Origin of the sequence: Proteiniphilum sp. UBA5463 (assembly GCF_002427225.1) — a bacterium.
GTDB lineage: Bacteria > Bacteroidota > Bacteroidia > Bacteroidales > Dysgonomonadaceae > Proteiniphilum > Proteiniphilum propionicum.
The window spans coordinates 19,669-39,797 of the sequence record NZ_DIQL01000026.1; the positions used below are offsets into that span (position 1 = coordinate 19,669).

Sequence of the window (20,129 nt, forward strand, 5' to 3'; positions counted from 1 at the left end):
ACAACTATGCTGAACAACAGAAGAGATTTTATTAAAAAAGCAGCTCTTGCCAGCGCATCAGCAGCTGCTATTCCATTGTTGCCGAGTTGTAGCAACAGCAAAAAAAATATTATGCAGGATAATGGTTCAAATATATATAAGGACAGTGAACTGAAAAGCGAACTTATTGTCCCGAGAAACAACGGAATCAAAATTACAGGTACGTTTTTAGATGAAATTTCTCATGATATTCCTCACCAGAACTGGGGTGAAGCGGAATGGGATCTTGATTTCCAACACATGAAGGCAATAGGTATTGATACGGTAATCATGATTCGTTCGGGTTACAAGAAATTCATTACTTACCCTTCACAATATCTGCTTGGCAAAGGATGTTATATGCCTTCTGTTGACCTGCTGGATATGTATTTGAGACTCGCAGAGAAGTATGATATGAAATTTTACTTTGGATTGTATGATTCTGGCCATTACTGGGCTACTGGCGACATGTCGCACGAGATAGAAGACAACAAATACGTAATTGATGAGGTGTGGGAAAATTATGGCGAAAAATTTAAGAGTTTTGGGGGCTGGTATGTGAGTGGGGAGATAAGCCGCGCCACCAAGGGAGCTATCGGAGCATTTTATGCAATGGGTAAGCAGTGTAAAGATGTATCTGGCGGATTACCCACATTTATTTCACCTTGGATAGATGGGAAAAAAGCTGTGGCAGCAAGCGGAATTTCCCTATCCAAAAACGAAGCCGTATCCGTTCAGCAGCACGAAAAGGAATGGGATGAGATTTTCGCGGGAATCCACGAAGTAGTTGATGCTGTTGCATTCCAGGATGGACATATCGATTATGATGAACTGGATGCTTTTTTCACTGTGAACAAGAAGCTGGCCGATAAATATGGTATGAAATGTTGGACAAATGCCGAGACTTTCGACCGCGATATGCCCATCAAGTTCCTGCCTATAAAATTCGATAAATTGCGCATGAAGCTGGAGGCAGCTCAACGTTGCGGATACGACAAGGCCATTACCTTTGAGTTCTCTCACTTCATGAGTCCACAGTCTGCCTACACTCAGGCGGGTAACTTATACTGCAGATATAAAGAATACTTTAACTTGTAGACAAGATGAACAAGGTAAATAATTTAGGCTATGTGACGTTTCTGTCCGTTGTTGCTGCATTGGGTGGTTTTTTATTCGGTTACGATACGGCTGTAATATCCGGAACCGTTTCGCAGGTTTCCAGTCAGTTTTCGCTTACAACTCTGCAAAGTGGCTGGTATGTAGGCTGTGCTCTGGTTGGGTCGATTACAGGTGTACTCTTCGCCGGGACATTAAGTGACCGTTTGGGACGCAAAAAAACAATGCTGATTTCAGCTATACTTTTTACTGTTTCTGCAGCAGGATGTGCTGTCTCTGCCAATCTTGATCAGCTAGTTATTTATCGTATGATTGGCGGGGTAGGTATTGGTATTGTATCCGTAGTATGCCCTCTGTATATCTCGGAAGTTTCACCCGCATCGCACCGGGGACGTATGGTATCGCTCTACCAGCTTGCCGTTACAGTCGGGTTTCTTGGAGCTTATCTGATGAATTACTTTTTACTTGACCTGTCTGTAAATTTCTCCTCAAGCAACCCCCTTTTACTCAAAATATTTGGAACAGAAGTATGGCGAGGTATGCTGGGAGCTGAAACATTACCTGCCCTACTGTTCTTTATCATCATTTTCTTTATTCCGGAAAGCCCCCGATGGCTGATTGTAAAAGAACAGGAAAGCCGGGCATCCTCTATTTTTGCAAAAATATATAATGACTCATCTGTTATTTCGTTTCAGATAAACGAAACAAAGTCGATGCTGCAGTCGGAAGAAAAATCTGAATGGAAATTGCTTTTAAGCCCGGGTATCTTCCGTGCAGTAATTATAGGAGCCGCTATTGCTATCTTGGGGCAATTTATGGGAGTAAATGCCGTATTGTACTACGGACCGTCAATTTTCGAAGCCAGCGGGCTCTCCAGCGGAGATTCCCTGTTCTACCAGTCGCTTATTGGTCTGGTAAATATGGGCACCACCATATTGGCACTTTTAATCATAGACAGGATAGGCAGGAAAAAGCTGGTCTATATTGGTGTATCTGGTATGATTGTTTCTCTTTTGCTTATCGGAACCTACTTTTTAATGGGAGACACATGGAATCTATCAAGCATTTTCCTGTTAGTATGTTTTCTAATGTACATATTTTTCACAGCCGGATCCATTAGTGCTGTTATTTTCGTTTTTCTGTCGGAAATGTATCCTACCCGCATCCGTGGTACCGCCATGTCTATAGCGGGACTATCTCTCTGGATAGGCACCTATCTCATCGGGCAACTTACACCGTGGATGCTTGAGACCCTTACTCCCGCCGGAACCTTCTTCCTGTTCGGTATCATGTGTATCCCTTATATGTTGATCGTATGGAAGCTTATGCCGGAAACAGCCGGTAAATCACTGGAGGAGATCGAACGATTCTGGATGAAAGGTAAAAACTCAAGCAGCTCATCTTTATAACACTCTTCTTGTAAGACATGTGCCCGAAGAGATTAATACATCTAATTTTCTGCTATTTTCGCATCGAGAAATGAGTCTCCTCCAATAAGTCTTTTTTCTTGAAAATTTCACAAGATGATCATTGATTTTCAATAAGTTGCAAACCGATAAAATTGGGTTTTAAGGTTTTCGGAGAGGACTCAGAAATTAAATTAGAAAATTATGTTGTCAATTAGTCGGCCTTTAAAAAGTATTCAATCATCTATATTACAGCAAATAGTAGATACATCTATTGGTTTATTTTGCAAGTTTTCGTAATTAAACACTCCTATTCAAGAGCATTGAACATTTTTAGTTCATGCTCTTGAATTTTTAATTATTTTTGCAATTATCCTATCAACAACAATATGAAGAATGTAAATTTTTTTATACTCTTTTTCCTGATTTTTGGAATACGGATTTTTGCAGGCCCAGTCAAAGTAGCCTGTGTGGGGAACTCAGTGACATTTGGTGTGGGAATTGAGAACCAGGATGAAAAGTATCCGGCTCAACTACAAGCGATGCTGGGTAAAGAATATGAAGTAAAAAACTTTGGACACAGCGGCGCTTCATTGTTAAAGAACGGATTCAGGCCATATTGGATATTACCCGAGTTTGAAGAAGCGATTTCATATAAACCGGATATCGTTATCATTCATCTCGGGCTTAATGATACTGATCCGAGAAGCTGGCCAAAATTTCGCGATGAGTTCGTAAGAGATTATTCCAGCCTGATTGATACCTTTAAAACAATAAACCCCGGGGCAGAGGTGAAAATTTGCAGGTTAACACCCATCTTCACCGGGCACAAACGATTCAAGTCGAGTACCAGGGACTGGTTCTGGCAGGTACAGGATGCTCTTGAAACTGTTGCTGAGATCAATAATGTAGCACTTATTGACCTTCATACGCCGCTATACCGCCGTCCCGACCTACTGCCTGATGCAGTACATCCAACCGGTGAGGGTGCCGGTATTATTGCAAGAACAGTTTATGGTGCAATTACCCAAGAGTATGGCGGACTAAGGTTAGCTCCTCCATTCTCAAGCGGAATGGTGTTGCAACGTAAGCAACCAATCGTATTCTGGGGGACTGCCAATGGCGGGAGTGAGGTCGCGGTAAAATTCAACACATATAAAAAATCAGCCGTGACTGGCGCTGACGGAAAATGGGAGATTGAATTTCCAGCTTTGGAAGCAGGAGGTCCATATACGGCGGTTATAGAGAACGGAATATCAAAAATAATATTAAAAGATATACTTATCGGCGATGTGTGGCTTTGTTCCGGTCAATCAAACATGGAGTTCATTTTAAGTAAAGCAGCCACAGCATCTGAAGATATTCCTGGTGCCAACTTCCCGAAAATACGTCTGCTCAATATGCAACCTGTTGCCTATACCAATAATGAGGCATGGGAAGAGGAGACTCTGGAAAAAATTAACCGGTTACAATATTTTACTATGGGTGAATGGCAGCGATGTACACCGGAGACAGCCGGAAATTTCTCTGCTGTGGCATACCATTTTGGGAAAAAAATCCATCAGGAAACAGGTGTCCCGATGGGACTTATACTGAATGCTACAGGTGGCTCACCTGCTGAAGCATGGATAGACCGGCTAACACTTGAACGCCATCCCCGTTTGGTTGATATGTTTCAAAACTGGAACAATAACGATTATATAAACAGTTGGTGCCGGGAAAGAGCAACAAAGAACATAGAGTTATCCAAAAACAGCCTGCAGCGACATCCTTACCATCCAGCCTACCTTTACGAAGCCGGCATTTCAGAAATCACAAAATTAAATATAACCGGAGTTATCTGGTACCAGGGAGAATCGAACGAGCATAATGTGGAACTGCATGAAGTGATCTTCCCCACTCTCGTGAAAAGCTGGAGAAAGGCTTGGGATAGGGAGTTCCCTTTTTATTTCGTACAACTTTCCAGTACGGCAACCGGTAGAGAAACCTGGGGGCACCTTAGAGACAGTCAGCGCAGATTATCAGCCCTTGTCCCAAAAACCGGCATGGCTGTCTCTTCAGATCTGGGCGACAGTACCGACGTACATCCGCGTCAGAAAAAACAGATCGGGGAACGCCTTGCACGATGGGCTCTAAATCGAACATACGAGATAACGGATATTGTTCCATCCGGTCCGTTGTTTCGCGATCTCTTTTTCGATGGAGGAGAGGGCTGGCTCTTTTTCGAATATGCCGAAGGATTGCACACCTCTGACGGGGAGCCTCTTCGCTCGTTCGAGCTGGCTGAGTATCCGGGATTGTTTTATCCGGCAACTGCAGAGGTTATTGGGAATGTTGTCAGAGTTAGTTCAAAAATGGTGAGAAATCCCAAATACGTACGTTACGGATGGAGCTCCTTTTCCGATGGAAACCTTGTGAATGGTGAAGAATTACCAGCTTCAACCTTTTCAAATGAAAATTTAGCTGTAACCTTTGCCGAAATGATACCGTCACGCACAGAACACAACAATACAAATAACGATATGAAAATAACCTGGACAAAACTAACTACAAAAGGGTTGAATAATAACCTGGCAAAGGGGTTATCAGCTACATACGCTGCACTAATAGACAACAAGCTAGTGGTTGCCGGCGGGGCCAACTTCCCCGGAAAACCCGGATTTGAAGGCGGTTCGAAAGCATTTTACAATGAAATTATGCTGTACGATTCAACAAAAAATAAGTGGAAGCTTATAGGACACTTGCCCCATTCATCGGCTTACGGTGTATCCGTCCCCGTTTCGGACGGTGCATTGTGGATTGGCGGAAGCACCGCTTCGCAATCACTGAAGAGCGTTTATAGAATTTCCTTATCAGGGACTGGCACTATTGATCTGAAGCCGTTCCCGGGATTACCTGCCACCATGGATAACTTTGCCGGGTGCTCTATTGGAGACAAAGTCTTTATTGGGGGAGGAAACGTGAACGGGAAACCGTCAAATACTTTTTATTTCATGGATGCGAAGACCGATTCGGGATGGACGGTTTTACCCGATTATCCGGGCCTGCCCCGCGTTCAGCCTGTTATGGCAGCCGTTGAAGAAGAGGGGAAACCTTACGTCTACCTGTTCGGTGGTTTCTTTGGCGGGGATACCGAAAATAAACCGGCAATGGCAACCGATGTGCTTTGCTATGATGTCACAGCCGGGAAATGGGGAAAGGCTGGAGAGCAGATCGATCCGGGGACCGGAAAGCCATTTTCTCTCGGAGGTGCTGCAGCAATGCCGGTTGACAACAGGTATATACTTTGTTTGGGAGGCGTGAATCACGATCTATTTCTCTATGCCTTAGCTTCTCAACACAGCATAGCAATCAAAGCAGACTTAACAGCTGACGAGCGTAAACAGCAAAATTTTGAATTCTCGAAAAATTATATGACTCAACCCATAGAATACTACAAATTCAATCAGGAATGTCGTATATTTGACACGTTTACCGGTAAATGGAAGACAATTGACGTTACACCCAACACTGCCCGTGCGGGGGCAACACTCGTTTTCAGCGGAAAAGAGCTATACGCCGTACAAGGTGAACTGAAACCGGGCGTTCGTACACCAGTTACGATTAAAGGAGAGATTGACATATGAAGAACAGTAAAGCCTATCCGTGGATATTAGTCGGTTTACTTTGGTTTGTAGCGCTGCTGAACTATCTCGACCGCCAAATGCTTTCCACCATGCAATCATCCATGCAGATGGATATTAAAGAGTTAGCTATAGCAGAAAACTTCGGCAGAATAATGGGGATATTCCTGCTTATTTACGGTTTGATGAGTCCGGTAGCCGGAATAATTGCCGACCGTATAAACCGCAAATGGCTGATTGTAGGGAGCTTGTTTGTGTGGTCAGCAGTAACGTACGGATTAGGCTACGCGCAAACTTTTCAGCAGGTGTATTGGCTCCGTGCGCTGATGGGCGTCAGCGAAGCGCTTTACCTGCCCACGGGATTGGCGATGATTGCCGATTTCCACTCGTCGAAGACAAGGTCGCTGGCAATCGGCATTCACATGTCGGGATTATATGCCGGGCAGGCGCTCGGCGGATTCGGTGCAACCATCGCGGCAAACTATTCATGGCACACGGTTTTCCATTGGTTCGGAATTGCCGGGATTGTATATGCCATGCTGCTTATTTTCCTGCTGCACGACAAAGAGGGACACGCGGGCACCAAGACAGCCAGGCTGAATGTGGATCCCCAAAAGGCAAGCATTAATAAAACGTCTGTTTTAAGCTCATTTGGGATTATCCTGGGCACTGTCTCTTTCTGGATAATGCTTTTCTACTTTATGGCTCCGAGTTTTCCCGGCTGGGCAACAAAAAACTGGCTCCCCACACTGTTTTCGGAAAACCTGGGAATTGAAATGGCTAAAGCCGGGCCCATGGCTACCATTTCCATCGCCATAGCCTCGTTTATCGGCGTGCTTATCGGAGGACCGCTATCCGACCGTTGGGTTCAGAAAAATATCCGCGGCCGCATATACACCAGTGTCATCGGACTCACACTAACCATCCCTTCTCTCATACTGCTGGGGTATGGACACACATATGCCGGACTGATTGGAGCAGCAATGCTTTTTGGCATTGGATACGGCATGTTCGACACAAACAATATGCCGATACTCTGCCAGATTATTCCTCAGAAATACCGTGCCACTGCTTATGGAATTATGAACATGATGGGTGTATTCGCGGGTTATGCCGTTACGCTGATACTGGGAAGCTCTACAGACGCGGGTAATCTGGGTGCCGACTTCAGCAAGTTATCTATTGTGGTGCTGGCAGCCATAATTTTGATGATACTTTTTGTGAAGCCGAAGCATGAGCTCACCTATCTGCACGATAAAGAAAAAACAGATTAATAATTTAAAACAAAAACGGGAATTATGAAATTTGAAAAAATCAAAGGTTTAGTTGTAGCACCATTCACTCCATTCGACAGAAAGGGTGAAGTAGATTTAGGACCGATAGCTGACTATGCAACCATGTTGCAAAAGAATGGTTTGATAGGGGTGTTCATAAACGGGTCATCAGGCGAAGGCTATATGCTGACAGTGGAAGAACGGTTGAAACTGGCCGAAAAATGGATGTCTGTAGCACCTGACGGATTCAAAGTTATTGTGCACGTTGGAGCCACCTGCATAAAGGATAGCTACAGGATGGCACAACATGCGCAGGATATCGGGGCTTTCGGCGTTGGAGCCATGGCTTCCCCATTCCCGAAAGCGGGAAGGGTGGAAGAACTGGTGCAATATTGTGAAGAGATTGCAACAGGTGCACCCAACCTGCCATTTTACTTCTATCACATCCCGGCATTGAATGGTGTTTATCTTCCCATGCTGCCCTTTCTGAAAAAGGCTGAAGGACGCATCCCAAATCTGGCCGGCATTAAATATACCTTTGAGAGCCTTTATGAATACAACCAGTGTATGTTATATGAAAATGGGAAGTTTGATATGCTCCACGGGCAGGACGAGACCATACTTTCGGCGTTAGTAATGGGAGGTGCGCAAGGCGGCATCAGTGGGACTGGAAGTTATATTGGAAGTTCACTTGTTGGGGTGATCAACGAATACAACAAAGGTAATATCGAAAAAGCACGAGATCATCAGAATTTTGCACAGGAGGTTATAAATGTAATTGCACGGTACAGAGGAAATATTGTGGCCGGCAAACGAATCATGAAGCTGATTGGGCTGGACCTGGGCATCAACCGCACACCATTTCAGAATGTGACAGCCGAAGAGGAAACGATTATTAAAAAAGAGCTGGAATCGATAGGTTTTTTTAACAGGTGTAATAAATTTTAGGCAAGTTTCAAGTATACCCGTTATGCAGGATGTAATTTAAAATTAGTTGCATTTTCACTTGTTTTGAGATATAACAGGCATTAAAAGCAATTGCCTTGCAATTTCCGGTCCAGGCAGATTTTAAAAAATAAGAATTGAGTTTGCTCCGAAAATCCCCAAATCCGGTTTTAATAGTTTCCAACTCGCTGAATATCAATGTGGTTTTGGAATATTTTCATTAGAAAAGAGTTATAATAGGGGACTCAGAATTAGTAGGAGGCAAATGAAAATAACGGTTATGGTGAGCAGAAAATTATTTCAATTATTTTAAAATCAAAATCCATTTTTGCAAGCAGAGAGAAAAGCTTGTAAAAATTTTACAAAAATCCGTATGAGAACAATCAACCTGTTTTTGTATTTTATTTCATCATTGTTTGTAGTAATTTGCTCATGCAATTCACCCGATGAAATTATTGAAGAACCAAGACTTGAGATCAAAGAGTTGACCCAGAATTTCGAGACAAAATCTGAGAGCCGCTCAATTGAAGTTGTTACAAATATCTCGGGTTGGAGTGCAAAGTCGTCGGAACCACTTTGGTGTGCAGCTTCCAAAAGCTCAATAAATAATAATGTGCTTATTATAAGTGTTAAAGAAAACAGGGGAACAGCCTCCAGGGAATGCGCAGTAACTGTAACCGGCGATAAGCTTGAGAGGGTTGTCACAGTGAAGCAACTTGGCAATTCGCCGGCACTGGCTTTATCGCCCGATTCGCTGTACTTGCCTTACAAATCATCAACCCGAAACATAACCGTAACAAGTAACGTGGAAAAGATAGATATTGAGATTCAACCACAGGAGGTTAGTTGGGTGACATGTACTATAAACAGCGAAACAGCCAGAATCTATAATGTCAGCATAACGGAAAACAAGTCTCCGGCTGAAAGAACGGCAATGGTCATATTTAAGTCGGCAGATCCTATAGAACAAACCCTTGCTAGAGACACATTGCTTGTAACCCAAAAGCCGGCCCAGGGATCTGTAAGTGAAGTGGAAGTGGCGAAAGATATAAAAATTATACCTTCCTCGGGTAAAGCCAACCAATATCAGCCTGGACAGAATATTGAAAACACCTATGATGGTGTCTTCGGAGGATCACCTTATCACTCTCCGTGGCTTGGAAAAACTTTTTTTCCGGTAATACTCGAATACTATTTCGACAATAAGCCCGATATAATTGATTACTTTATTTACCACACACGTTCCGGAAATGGCAACTTCGGGAGACTAAAACTATATGTAGCAACGCAAGATCAACAGGAATACCGTTTATATGGCGACTATGATTTCAAAGAAACCAGCAGCCCCTCAAAAATCACCTTTCCAGACGGATTGAAAAAACCCACAAAAATCAAATTTGAAGTCCTATCGGGATTGGGCGGTTATGCCAGTTGCGACGAGATGGAATTCTTTAAAATAAACACCGACAATCCATTATCGGGAAAATTGCTCACTGTTTTTACTGATATTTCGTGCTCCGCACTTAAAACGGGAGTAACAGACGCGGAAATAAACGCACTGCCTCTATTTTTCGGAAGCATTGCTACAAGCATGAAAAAGGAGACATATCCTCGTGATTTCCGAATAGCTAATTATCAACCGTATAGCATAACAGAGGAGTGGGCAGAAAAACTAATCATAAACAAGCGTGGGGTACTGGATAATTGTACTGGAATTTATGGCGAAGCAAACGAAGAAATAATAGTTTTAGTCGGAAAAACAAATGGTAACCAAATTCAACTTCGTTGTATTGGCGACGGAAATTTCAATGGCGACAATTACATGCTGAACGAAGGAATAAACAAAATCAGGCTACGTAATCGAGGATTGTTCTATATTATGTACAACGTGAGCAATATTCAATCGCCAATGGCTAAGCCAATTACCGTGCACTTCCCGATGCAGTGCGGCAAGGTGAACGGATATTGGGACATAAATATACATAAAACCGACGAAAAATATAAAGAACTGCTGGCTGCCGCAACTTACCCCTATTTCGATGTAAAAGGTAATCATATGATGCTGAAATTTGTAACCGATAACGGATTTCGCAAATATGTTCCCAACAAAATCATTGCTACTGTTAATTTCTGGGACGAGATGGTGACATGGCAACAAAGCCTGATGGGCTGGGAAGGAATTTATCCCGAACAAATGAACAACAGGATGTATGCACGTTCCACACCAACAGGTTATATGTCGGCACAGGATTATCAGACAAATTTTGGAGAAGGTGCACTATATAAAATTCTAAATCCGGCAGTAATGCTTCAAAACGAAGACGACCCGTGGGGGCCGGCACACGAAATAGGTCACATGAACCAGGGAGCAATAAACTGGGCAGGGAATACCGAAACATCAAACAACCTCTTTTCAAATCTCATTCACCACAAAATGACCTCTTTCCCGACACGTGGCGAAACAATGGAACAAAACAATAAGGCACTCGTACTGGAGAAGCGTGTTTTCACAAACGTAGGTACTTACAGTGGTGAAGATATTGGACACGCTTCGTTGCGAATGAACTGGCAGCTATACTGCTATTTCCATTGGTTAGAAAATGATGTGCAATTTTTCCCGAAACTCTTCTCTATATCACGCGAATCAGGCCGACGCCCCATAGCTAACAATCCCGGATGGTCGCAACTAAACTATGTGCGTAATGCATGTGATGCAGCCAAGCTCGACTTAACCGATTTCTTCGGTTTCTGGGGATTTTTCCGTCCTGTCGATATAATAATAAATCAGTATTACGAGGCTCATCTTAAAGTCACACAGGAGATGGTGAATGAAACTATCACATATGTGAAATCTAAAAATTACCCCAAACCAAAACAGGTAATCCAATATATTGAAGATCGCGACGGAGCAAATTACGGAGATGTGGGCAAACTTAACAAACAGTACAAAAACAACACCAAAATCACAAAATCTGTTTCTTATTCTAAAACAGGTAATACCATTACCATAAGCAATGGTGATGAAGCAGTTGGTTTTGAAGTGAAGGAGGGAGATGAATTGAAATTTTTCAGCAACAAGTATTCCTTCACCCTCCCAGCCGATTTATGGAATATCAACTGCAAAGTATATGCTGTACAGGCTGATGGTGTTAGAAAGCTGTTGAGCCCTTGATGATAGACTAATAATAACTCAACCCTTTTATTGCTGGTGTTTCAATAAATGGAATCCTCACGGTTATGAAGTAGAGTGATAATACGATTTACCACGGTAAAAAGAAGAAGGCCAAAAAAATCCCGCTGATATTAAAGCGAAACAGCATTTTAATATCAACGGGATAAAATTTTATAACGGTTTAGAATATTCTAAACGGGCAGGGGAATCTATTTTCCTTCAAATTCTTGTTGTTGCCGTTCTACCTCCTTCAGCTTATATTGCCTCAGTTCGGTTTCCAGCTCCGTCACTTTCCGTGAAAGATCTTCTGTGTCATTGTTTTTATCAACGTTCACTACACTTAACGAAACGCTTGCTGAAGCCCTGCCCTCTTCGCTGTATATCATACGATCTTTCGCTGGAACTGTTTCAAATATCAACTCTCCCGCTGCAGGCGTGTGGACACCTTCATCAATAACCGATGCCCTGACCTTTATTAATCCCGGTTTCAAAGTAGACCGGATAAGCACCGGGGCTGTTCCCCATTCCACTTTGCGCGGATTGGCCTCACTTTCAGGGCCGCCCAATATTTCTCCTTCGCCCTCAACCTCAAAACGGATTGATGAATTGTTCAACCTTTTCACATTACCCTCTGCATCGGTAACCGAAGCGACCACAGTCACAAAATCTGAACCGTTTGCTTCAGGAGCGACACCCTTGTTTTCAAGAGTAAGCACTATTTTAGCGGGCCTAAGAGCTGGTTTCTTCAAATACCGCGCAACCACTTTTCCATTGATCAACCCTTCAGCAATCATGTTGGCATCAGCCGCATTATTCTTTCGGTACAGTTCCTTCATATCCATAAAATCGAACACATCTTTGAACACCACCACCGGATGCGGCATTTTCATCCCCAAATCTGCAGGTTTCTGAACCAATGTGTCTTTTCCCAAGACAATCAATCGGACCTCATCGCAGTTTGTAAAAACGGTTACATCTTTTTCTGAAAAAGGAGTCATCTCATGAGCAATATATACCATCGGGAGATTTTTATCACTGACATCACGCTGGCTTGCGAACAGGTAATACGAATACTTTGGTTGTCGGAAAACATCAGCTATACCTCCGTAAAACGGATCGGGATGATAACCCCGCTGGTGATCGAACGAATGCCATAAAGCTCCTCCAACATGCTGGCGGGGTGCTTGATATAATGCTTCCCAACAGGTATACAAATAATCAGGATTGGAATAATGCTTTACCTGCACTAACTGAGCATGCTCGCCCCAGCCGCGACTCACCCGGCTCGGGGAATTGTGAGAATTCCAGTTGTCTACGCAGTCGCCCCACTCACGGTTGAAGAAACAGCGATCCTCCTTTTCGTAATCGAGTGACATCTTTTTAACATTTTCAGGCGTATTGTCGTACTTGTAATCCCAAAAGCCATACTGAAAAGGATGCGAATATATCACATCGAAATTCTCCTGCCCCCTGGCTTCCCAGTCGCACACTGTAAAAACTCCCTGCCCGGGGCATTCTTCATGTACAATATTGTGCACAATCCGGGCAAAATCGACTGGGTACCATGTTTCATTAAGAATAGGTTCCCACATCAGTACACAAGGGTGATTCCGGTCGCGGCGGACCATGTTTCGTATATCTTCGTAAATTCGTTCGGCAAAGATCGGTTTATCGTTCCAGAACTGCCAGCCTGGCGTGGCCACAATATAAAAGAGCCCGAGTGCATCGCATGCATCCATAAATGCAGGATCGACAGGGTAATGAGCTGCGCGTACAATATCACAGCCTGCCTCTTTCAGTATGCATGCATCGAGCCACTGCCCCAGGTTGGGGAGCGCATTACCCACATAGGCATGATCCTGGTGACGGTTTGCCCCTACCAGCTTGCCCTGATAGGGTTCGTTGTTAAGGTAGAATCCATCTTTTCCCCTGAAATCAATTATCCTGACCCCCACTTTTGTTGCAACGCCGTCTAAAGACTGCTTCTTTTTATTCAGGACCAGCACTTCAAGCTTGTAGAGATATGGATCATCCGGTGTCCATAACTTTGCTCCTTTTATCTTGATCTCCCTGCTGATGGTTGCCGAAGAGCCAGCACCAATTTCCAACGGAACGGAAGAGCGTGAAACAACCTCCCCCTCGGCACTCTTAAGAACCAGCTGAACAAGTACGTTTTCATCTATCTTAGCCTCATTCCGTATATCAGCTTGTACATTAATAACAGCTTCATTATCCGAGATAGAAGAAGTACGGGCAAAGAGCCCTCCACCAGCTACCTTGCGCGCGCGATTAGCATCACTCACGTAGATATGGTTGGTGGCAATAAGCCAGACATCGCGGTAAATTCCACCGAAGTACGAGAAATCGAGTACATCCTGAGCTTTGCCAGGAGGATAATCCGGATCGTTGCTGTTGTCTGCCCAAACGGCCAGAACATGTTTTTCACCGGCTTTCACTTTTCCTGTAAGCTCGACCGAGAACGGCAGGTAACCTCCAAAATGTTCCCCAAGTAGCTCGCCATCGAGCCATACCTTGCATTTACCCATCACGGCTTCGAAATAGAGGTTCAGAACTTTACCTTCAATTGACGGGTCTATGGTGAAATGTTTCCGGTACCAGGCTTCTCCCTGGTAGTTATTACAACCGCTAGCTTCGGTTGAAATCCACTCCAAGCCGTGCGGACAGTTCACCAATTCCCAGTCTGAATCATCAAAGCCGGGGAGCTCCGCCTGCGAAGCTTCTCCTTTGTAAAAGCGCCACCCTACATTAAAATTAAATATGTCACGCCCGCTATCTTTAACTTCAAAAAAACCAGCTTTTGAAAATTCCGGCATAACCGTAGTAGAAGCTTGCAAGTTCGGAAAAGAACAATACAGAATGGCAACAATTGCCAAATAAAACAGTTTTTCCTTCATTCCATAAATATTTAAAATTACTCAACAGGACCATAATTAATGCCGGCATTTTTCCAGCGTTCAAGAAAAGCGGGTAATGCCATGAGGAAGCGATAGTAATCTTTCTGATCATTATTCGTCCAGCCACACTCGGCATAAGCAGCTAAACGCGGGTACACCATCCTGTTCATGCTTTCCAAGGTTGGAATAAATTCGCCCCACATCTGACAACCCATTCCAAGTACTTTTTCTTCTAGCCCTTCCGGTAAGCCTTCAGGTATCGGATTAAAAGAATATGCTTTAGAAAGAGGAATGGATTTATAGTTGTAGTCGAGATAAGTGAAAGAGTGATTCGAGTTCACCACATCATATCCTTTAATTATGGTATTCAGTATCTTATCTATGTCTCCTTTCCAGAAATGCACAATAGCACCTTCAGCAAGCTTCTGCGACAACCCTTTGGTGTCTGCATCGGAATGGTAATCGTGAAGCCTATCTCCTGTAATTTCATTCCAGCCCATCATTCGCTTTTCTTTGGTTTTCAGCATTTCTGAAATATTATTGGTGAAAAACACCAGCAATTCGGCAGGTGTATTTAGTCCGTTTGCAGCCATATAGGTTTTCACCTGATCTGAAGCGTTCCACTGATCGTAACGCGGCTCATCACCTCCTATGTGTATTACCGGTGACGGGAATAGAGTTATTATTTCGTCAAACACATCGTTGAAGAATGCAAACACACGGGGATCGGCAACATTGTAGATATCATACTGAACGCCGAACTTGCAAGGCACATTGATTTCCAAACCGCTTGTGCCAAGCCAGGGATAAGAAGCAATAGCAGCACTTGAGTGACCGGGCATCTCAATCTCAGGCACAATCATAATATTACGATCGGCAGCAAAAGCAACTATCTCCCGGATCTCATCCTGGGTATAGTAACCGCTGTGTGGCTTCCCGTCGTAACGGTTGCTGTGAAAATGATCCACCTCGGTTGAATCCCTGGTTGAACCTACTTCGGTCAGGAGAGGATATTTCTTTATTTCGATTCGCCAGCCCTGGTCGTCAACCAGATGCCAGTGAAAGATATTCATTTTCAGCAAAGCCATTTCATCCAATAGTTGTTTTACTACCTCTTTTCCCTTAAAATGGCGAGCCTCATCGAGCATGAAAGATCTCCATGCAAAGGCAGGGTAATCTTCTATTACTCCACGTTGCACAGTGAAGCCTTTCTCGTTTTTCCGAATAATCTGTCGTAATGACTGTATACCGTTAAAAACACCCTGGGGACTATCAGAAGTGATACTGATGCTATTTTTACCTGTTTCTAAACGGTATCCTTCCGGTTTTTCTGACTTAAAAGCCAAATCTATACGAAGCACGATATCAGCAATCTTCTCTCTGAGGACTGTTTCCATTTTAATCCCGTTCCCGGAGGCAAGGTAGCAGTTCAGCAATTCCGCCTCTTTTTCCAGTCCCGGAGAGAAAAAAAGTTTAACTTTTTCTCCCAGTTTCAACTCACCGGAACCATAACTTACAGATTGGGGCCGGGGGATGATTTGATACTCCACAGGAAGAACCTGACTAAAAACAAACAATGGGAACAGCGTTACAACCAACAATAATTCTCTTAGATTCATAATATAAAATTTATATCTATTTAGTTTAGGCTTTTGATGTTTTGATCTTTGGATCTTTGGATCTTACTCGGATATTCATTACGTTTACTTTTAATAGAAAAATAGCGACATACGGGAAAAGGATACATCGCTATTTTTTGTGTAGATAGATAATGTTATTTTATTATGGCTGTTAATCGAACATTTTTCTGAACTTATCGAAAACTTTTTTCCTTGCCGTTTTTGAAGGGATAAAGTTTTCTGATTTTTCCATCTCTTCCAACCACTTGCGTTCCTTGTCACTCAGGTTCTCAGGAACGTAAACATTAACATTAACAAGCTCATCACCTCTGCCAAAGCCATTTACCGAAGGCAGTCCCTTGTTACGTAACCTTAACACCTTGCCTGGTTGTGTCCCAGGTTCAATTTTCACCTTGGCCACTCCATCTATAGTCGGTACCTCAACTGTTCCTCCAAGAGTAGCAGTGGGGAAGCTCAGGTAAAGATTATAAATCACATCGTTCTCATCACGTATAAGGTTAGGGTCCTCCTCCTCTTCCACAACAATAAGTAGATCCCCATTTACTCCCCCTCGCCGTGCTGCATTGCCTTTTCCAGACAATGAAAGTTGCATGCCTTCGGCTACGCCTGCAGGTATCCTTATGGGTATTATCTCCTCGTCACGCACTATACCCTCACCATTACAATAGGTGCATTTTTTAACAATAGTCTTCCCTTCACCGTTACAGGTGGGACAGGTTGAGGTGGTCTGCATCTGGCCAAGGATAGTGTTTGCCACACGCGTTATCACGCCTGCTCCGTTGCAGGTTGAACATGTAGAGTACGAGCTACCGCTTTCGGAACCGTTCCCTCCGCAATGTGAACACGACACATATTTTTTTACTTTTATCTTCTTTTCAACACCGTTAAGGATCTCCTTAAGATTAAGCTTCACCTTCACACGCAGGTCGGAGCCCCTGTTAACCCTTCTTCCTCGTTGTGAACTCCCGAAACCGCCAAAACCGCCAAAACCGCCAAAATGGCCTCCGAATATATCACCAAATTGAGAGAATATATCATCCATAGACATACCTCCTCCGGTAAAACCGCCGGAAGCAGCACTACCTACACCCGCGTGTCCAAACTGATCGTAACGGGCACGCTTGTTCTCATCGCTAAGCACTTCATAAGCCTCTGCCGCCTCTTTAAATTTTTCTTCCGCCTCCTTATTCCCCGGGTTTTTGTCCGGGTGATATTGAATGGCTTTCTTGCGATAGGCTTTTTTTATCTCGTCAGCCGAGGCTGACTTAGGTACTCCCAGTATTTCGTAATAATCTCTTTTAACTGCCATTTTATTCTCCCACAATTACTTTTGGAAAGCGAATGATCTTGTCGTTCAACTCATACCCCTTCTGTATGCAATCAATCACAATACCTTTCTGTGACTCCTCCTCTGCAGGAATGGTGGTTACAGCTTCAAAGCGGTCTGCATCAAAAGGTTGTCCGACAGACTCAATCTCTTTCACCCCATGTTGCTTGAGGAAGTTTATAAATTTCGTATAGATAAGGTCAATACCCTGGAGCATGGCATCTTTGTCTTCAGCTGCATGTAGTGATGAAAGCGCACGTTCAAAATCATCAACAAGAGAGATAATATCAAGCAGAACTCTCTCTCCGCCATTTCTAATCAGTTCTGCCTTCTCTTTTAGTGTGCGCTTGCGAAAATTATCAAATTCGGCATGTAACCGGAGGTAATTGTCATTCAGCTCATCATACTTCTGTCGTGACTCTTCAAGCTCTTTTTGAAAATCGGTCTTTTCCTCTGTCAAATTGTCTGTCTTTTCCTCGATTACATTTTCTTCAAGGCTATCTTTATGATCTTTAGCCATCTCTTCGTTCATCTTTTCATTCATCTCTTTTTCCCTTTCTCCGGGATCTGTATAGTTGTTATTGTTTTCAGTCATATTGCTTTCAATTCATTTACCCATCAACTTACACTGCAAATAGTTTGCCAAAAAAAAATCAATAAAAACCGGGTGTGCTGTCTCAGAGAAATATTTCACACCACTCATCGAATACTTCTACCTGATGCCGCCCATGCCTGCCCAGGCTTTGTCTTATCTTTTTTAAAGGCTTCTCCTTTCCCAGTTGAGACTTTGAATAAAATTTATCAGCAAAACAAATTATCTTTTCCTCCAAGCTTTTAGGCCGCATATCTCTATGAGGAACAGGCAATTTACGATTTATGATTGTCTCCAGGCTAAGCCCTGTGCCGGTGTGGCGCTCACACACCAGCCCATGTCTGGGGAAACCTTCTAATGTCAGCAAATCACGTCCCAAATAACCGTGGCAAATATAGGGAAAGCTGCCTTCGCATGCAATATGGGGAGCATGGGTTTTGAAAATCCCAATATCATGAAGCATCCCGGCCTCCTCAATGAATCTGGTATCCACTGCCAATTCCGGATGCGCCTGAACGATAGAGAGGGCCTTGTTTGTCACATCTGAACAATGCGACATATATATATCATAGAGCTTTGTTCCTTCTTTGTAATATTTATCTATTATCGTCTGAGTGTCCATAAAAAACGGCGGGACTATTGGGTGTTGAACTTTACATTCACAAAAGTAATACAAAATCTCCGAACTGAAAACTTGCATTACTGAATTCCAAGTCATCTATAATCAATAGAAAGATGATAGTAAAAGTACTTTTGAGAAACACTTCTCAGATGTGTTTCATTTTAAGTTAATATTGGGGTTATGTACTGACCTTCATTGGTAAAATATTAAAGACAGCTTAGGTATGCGAATCAGGCATTAGATTACGTACCGATATTAAAGAATGCAAAATAAAAAAGCAATAAAAAATATAAAAAAAACAAATAAAACAGACCATATGCAAAAAAACAATATCTTTGTTAGTTTACAGCAGAAGAACATATGTGTCATGTAAAAAATAATTTGCTCAAGTGGTTTGGATTAGTCTTGTTTACATTATATGTAGGCGGCGCCTCCTTATTCACTCATACCCACGTTATTAACTACATAACGTACACTCACTCGCATCCATATAAATTTGGTAAGCAGGCACAACATGACCATACTGAAAAAGAACTTCAACTACTTGATCTGATACACCAGACTTCTACCACCACAGACATAATACCGGAGGTGATTTTTGCGGGGAACTATCTCACGGGAGCCCTGTTTCATCCGGAATCTTACAAATACACACACCTAATCAGGCTTGCTGCCCCGAAGCAGTTGAGGGCCCCTCCAGCATTAGAAATATTTCCACGGTAATTGTGATTTCTGCAGAAAAGGCCACTGTAAACTCTCGGACAACTTCTTTTTAAGAAGAAAGGTTGCCCAAAGTGGTATGTACTGCTGAAATTACCCTGTCATGACTTTTTTACATTAAAAAAACTTGCAGCATATCTAAGTCAGACATATTTATCAAACAAAAAAAATTCAATAATTCGGCGGTTCTCAAAGAGCCACTGATAACGACCTTGTTACATGGCGGTTAATTAAAAATCTGCCGAATTATTATCTTTTAATACAAATAAAAAAATGAAGAATATTATAACGCTACTTCTATGCCTCATTACAATTTCAGTCTATGCACAGGCAGATGAAGGGGTACCGAACCAAACTGATGCGCATATTTTCGGGCATGTACTTGATAAAAAAACGCAGGAACACCTTCCTTTCGTGACCATAAGAATAAAAGGAACTATGATAGCCATCACAACTGATGCTACGGGGCATTATTTTTTACGAAATTTACCCACAGGCAATTTTACAATGGAGATCTCAATGATGGGATACAAAACAATAACAAAAGAGGTGTCGATCCGGGCAAATACTTCACTAGAGATAGACTTTGAGATGGAAGAGGAGAGCATCCCGCTCAACGCCGTAGTGGTGTCGGCCAACCGGAACGAAACCAACCGGATGCTGGCCCCCTCGTTGGTGAGCGTGGTGGATGTAAAGATGCTGGAAGCCACCAACTCGAAAAACCTGGCGCAGGCACTGAATTTCCAGCCCGGCTTACGC

13 protein-coding genes are annotated in these 20,129 nt (G+C 43.1%); 8 read left to right on the forward strand and 5 right to left on the reverse strand.

Annotated elements, in window-relative coordinates:
- Positions 1 to 6: 6 nt before the first annotated feature.
- The 6 genes from B3B27_RS04600 (at position 7) to B3B27_RS04625 (ending at position 11,554) form a co-directional block, all read left to right on the forward strand.
- Positions 7 to 1,116, forward strand: coding sequence for a DUF4434 domain-containing protein (locus B3B27_RS04600; RefSeq protein WP_238868077.1), 1,110 nt, complete (start codon positions 7 to 9; stop codon positions 1,114 to 1,116).
- 5 nt (positions 1,117 to 1,121) lie between these two features.
- On the forward strand, positions 1,122 to 2,543 hold the full coding sequence (locus B3B27_RS04605; RefSeq protein ID WP_238868078.1) for a sugar porter family MFS transporter: 1,422 nt from the start codon (positions 1,122 to 1,124) through the stop codon (positions 2,541 to 2,543).
- Between the two features lie 386 nt (positions 2,544 to 2,929).
- Positions 2,930 to 6,166, forward strand: a complete 3,237-nt coding sequence (locus B3B27_RS04610) for a cyclically-permuted mutarotase family protein (RefSeq protein WP_238868079.1) — start codon at positions 2,930 to 2,932, stop codon at positions 6,164 to 6,166.
- Positions 6,163 to 7,437 carry an MFS transporter gene (locus tag B3B27_RS04615; protein WP_238868080.1) on the forward strand — a complete coding sequence of 425 codons (1,275 nt, stop codon included), beginning with the start codon at positions 6,163 to 6,165 and terminating at the stop codon, positions 7,435 to 7,437. Before B3B27_RS04610 ends, B3B27_RS04615 begins: the two co-directional genes overlap by 4 nt.
- 24 nt (positions 7,438 to 7,461) lie before the next feature.
- Positions 7,462 to 8,385 (forward strand): dihydrodipicolinate synthase family protein, encoded by a 924-nt coding sequence (locus B3B27_RS04620; RefSeq protein ID WP_286846952.1) that lies wholly within the window; start codon positions 7,462 to 7,464, stop codon positions 8,383 to 8,385.
- 370 nt (positions 8,386 to 8,755) lie between these two features.
- A complete protein-coding gene (locus B3B27_RS04625) occupies positions 8,756 to 11,554 on the forward strand; it encodes a M60 family metallopeptidase (protein WP_286846954.1) in 2,799 nt (932 codons plus the stop codon).
- 209 nt (positions 11,555 to 11,763) lie between these two features.
- Here B3B27_RS04625 and B3B27_RS04630 read toward each other — a convergent pair whose 3' ends face one another.
- The 5 genes from B3B27_RS04630 to B3B27_RS04650 form a co-directional block, all read right to left on the reverse strand.
- A complete protein-coding gene (locus B3B27_RS04630; protein WP_407681801.1) occupies positions 11,764 to 14,388 on the reverse strand; it encodes a glycoside hydrolase family 2 protein in 2,625 nt (874 codons plus the stop codon).
- Positions 14,389 to 14,486: 98 nt separating this feature from the next.
- Positions 14,487 to 16,088, reverse strand: coding sequence for a beta-N-acetylhexosaminidase (locus tag B3B27_RS04635; RefSeq protein WP_238868085.1), 1,602 nt, complete (start codon positions 16,086 to 16,088; stop codon positions 14,487 to 14,489).
- A gap of 172 nt (positions 16,089 to 16,260) precedes the next feature.
- Positions 16,261 to 17,418 (reverse strand): molecular chaperone DnaJ, encoded by a 1,158-nt coding sequence (dnaJ, locus tag B3B27_RS04640; protein ID WP_238868086.1) that lies wholly within the window; start codon positions 17,416 to 17,418, stop codon positions 16,261 to 16,263.
- Between the two features lies 1 nt (position 17,419).
- Positions 17,420 to 18,031 (reverse strand): nucleotide exchange factor GrpE, encoded by a 612-nt coding sequence (locus B3B27_RS04645; protein WP_238868087.1) that lies wholly within the window; start codon positions 18,029 to 18,031, stop codon positions 17,420 to 17,422.
- 82 nt (positions 18,032 to 18,113) lie between these two features.
- Positions 18,114 to 18,650: an HD domain-containing protein gene (locus tag B3B27_RS04650; RefSeq protein ID WP_238868088.1), complete on the reverse strand. Its 537-nt coding sequence runs from the start codon at positions 18,648 to 18,650 to the stop codon at positions 18,114 to 18,116.
- Positions 18,651 to 19,010: 360 nt separating this feature from the next.
- On the opposite strand from B3B27_RS04650, the gene B3B27_RS04655 reads away from it, so the two are divergent.
- Positions 19,011 to 19,373, forward strand: coding sequence for a hypothetical protein (locus B3B27_RS04655; protein WP_238868089.1), 363 nt, complete (start codon positions 19,011 to 19,013; stop codon positions 19,371 to 19,373).
- 270 nt (positions 19,374 to 19,643) lie between these two features.
- A partial coding sequence (locus tag B3B27_RS04660) for a carboxypeptidase-like regulatory domain-containing protein (RefSeq protein ID WP_286846956.1) occupies positions 19,644 to 20,129 on the forward strand: 486 nt, incomplete at its 3' end.